Here is a 2,527-nt window from a genome sequence, read left to right on the forward strand (position 1 = left end):
TCAGCAAAAAACCCGATCGCAAGGCGGATGAGCTGCATTTTGAGTTTAGCTTCGAGCGCCCGATCACCTACGACGCGCTGGGCCTTGGAGAGAAAATTTCATTCGCTTACGCGCAAAATTCTTGGTGGCAGATCACGCAGGATAGCGCCCCTTTTCGCGAAAGCAATTATCGTCCCGAGCTCTACGTTAGCGCGCCGGTGCCGTTTGCGGACGAGCTAAAGATAGGCGCCATGCACGAGTCAAACGGCAAGGGCGGCGAGGAATCGCGCTCGTGGAATAGGCTCTACGCGCAAAGCACGTGGAGCGCGGGCGGATTTTCGATCACCCCCAGAGCCTGGTATGCGTTTTGGCTGGACCGCACGAACGAGGACATCGCGGATTATATGGGCTACGGCGATCTGCGCGCGTCATACACCTTCGGCAAGCAGCGACTTAGCGCTCTATGGCGAAACAACCTCCATTTTGACGGCAGTAACCGCGGCGCGATCGAGCTAAACTATAGCTTCCCGATCTTTAATAGCGGATTTTACGGCTATCTGCGCTACTTCAACGGCTACGGTGAAAGCCTCGCGGACTACAAACGCAGCGTTAATAAGATCGGCATCGGGCTTTCTTTCGTAGAATTTTAATGCCATCTGCACCGAGTTGCGGGCCAAATTTAAACTCACGACTCGTTGTGCGTCTTAAAATCGCATCAAATTTCAACCGCTTTTAAATTTCTTAGAAATTAATATTGTTTTAGCTAAAATCACAGATTAAATTTTAAACAAAAGGATCAAAAAAATGGCACAAATTCAAGAGGCCGAGCTCATCTGGAAAGACGGCAAACTAATCCCCTGGGCAGAGGCCACTACTCACGTTTTGACGCACTCTTTGCACTATGGAAACGCCGTATTTGAGGGCGTGCGCGCCTATAAAACTGACAAAGGCTACGCGATTTTTTGCTTGGACGAGCACACTGCCCGTCTTGAAATTTCGGCAAAGCTCTGCCTAATCAAGCTTCCGTTTAGCTTTGAGCAGCTTCGTCAGGCCCAGATCGATGTCGTCGCAAAAAACCGCTTCGATCAGACCGTCTATATTCGCCCGCTTGCATACTTCGGCTACGGTTCGATGGGCGTTTCGTCTACGAACTGCCCGGTAAACGTCATCGTCGCAGCGTGGCAATGGGGCGCGTATATGGGCGAAGAGGCGCTACGCAAGGGCATCAAAGCCAAAATTTCATCGTGGATGAAGCCGGCGCAATTTTCGATGATGGCAAAAGCCAAAGCGAGTGCGAATTATTTCAACTCGCAGATGGCAAATTTCGAAGCGGTCGATGCGGGATACGATGAGGCGATACTGCTCGATCCACAGGGCTTCGTCGCAGAGGGGCCGGGCGAGTGCCTATTTATCGTAAAAGATGGGCTCATCATCACTCCGCCGAACGACACCAGCCTAGAGAGCATCACTCAAAATTCAGTCATAGAAATCGCGCGTAGCCTGGGCTACGAAGTCCGCAGAGAGCGCATCGCTCGCGATCAGCTCTATGCCGCAGATGAGGCGTTTTTTACCGGTACCGCCGCGGAGGTCACGCCGATTAGCAACATTGACGGTAGGATCATCGGCAAGGGCGAGATGGGCGAGATCACGAGCCGCTTGCAAAAGGCGTATTTCGCCGTCGTCACGGGCAAAGACCCAAAATTTGAGCACTGGCTCACTTACGTTAAATAAGGACACGCATGCCTGCGGATTTGAATGATTATTTTAATAAGAAAAATAGCGACAAAAAAGGCGGGAATTTAAATTTTAAAATTCCTAATTTTGGAGGAATGGGCAAGTTTAGCGGCGTGCTTTACGCGATAATCGCGCTAATCGCGCTGCTCGTGATTGCAAAGCCCTTCGTCACGATCCAATCGGGCGAAGTGGGGATCAAGTCAAATTTAGGCAAATACGATCCGACGCCTCTTGGCGCGGGACTTCACTTTTTCGTGCCGTTCATACAGGACGTATTCGTCGTAGATACTCGCACGCGTATCATAAACTACACCAGCAGCGAAGATATGAGCGCAGGTATCGCCACTAAAAGCGGTACCGCGGGCGGTATCATCAGCAAAAACTCGCTCTCGGTGCTAGACTCGCGAAATTTACCCGTCAGCATCGACATCACCGTGCAATACAGGCTCAATGAAGCCACGGCGCCCAACACGATCGCCGAGTGGGGCTTTTTATGGGAGGATAAGATCATCGATCCGCGCGTAAAGGACGTCGTGCGTAGCGTCATCGGCAACTATGCCGCCGAAGAGCTACCTACCAAACGCGACAAGATCGCTAAAGCAATCGACGACGGTATCCGCAAAAATATCGAATCGCTGCCTAATTCGCCAGTGGATCTACTAGCCGTGCAGCTTCGCGAGATTATTTTACCGGCGAAGGTAAAAGAGCAGATCGAGCGCGTGCAGATCGCCAAACAGGAGGCTGAGCGCACTAAATACGAGGTCGAGCGCGCAAATCAAGAGGCGCTTAAAAGGGCCGCTCTTGCCAAAGGTAA

3 protein-coding genes are annotated in these 2,527 nt (G+C 51.5%); all 3 read left to right on the top strand.

Annotated elements, in window-relative coordinates:
* Window positions 1–629 (top strand): phospholipase A (locus tag Q0340_RS07275; protein WP_298082761.1); only part of this gene is annotated, 629 nt, incomplete at its 5' end.
* 154 nt (window positions 630–783) lie between these two features.
* Window positions 784–1,710, top strand: a complete 927-nt coding sequence (locus Q0340_RS07280) for a branched-chain amino acid transaminase (RefSeq protein WP_298082762.1) — start codon at window positions 784–786, stop codon at window positions 1,708–1,710.
* An 8-nt stretch (window positions 1,711–1,718) separates the two neighbouring features.
* The coding region (locus Q0340_RS07285; protein ID WP_298082763.1) for a prohibitin family protein at window positions 1,719–2,527 on the top strand (809 nt) is incomplete at its 3' end.

The organism is uncultured Campylobacter sp., assembly GCF_938045595.1.
In the GTDB taxonomy this organism is placed as follows: Bacteria; Campylobacterota; Campylobacteria; order Campylobacterales; family Campylobacteraceae; genus Campylobacter_B.

What these genes read in the sequence shown, in the direction of transcription:
- Q0340_RS07280 (WP_298082762.1), top strand. Translation starts at nt 784, where the DNA reads ATGGCACAAATTCAAGAGGCCGAGCTCATCTGGAAAGACGGCAAACTA.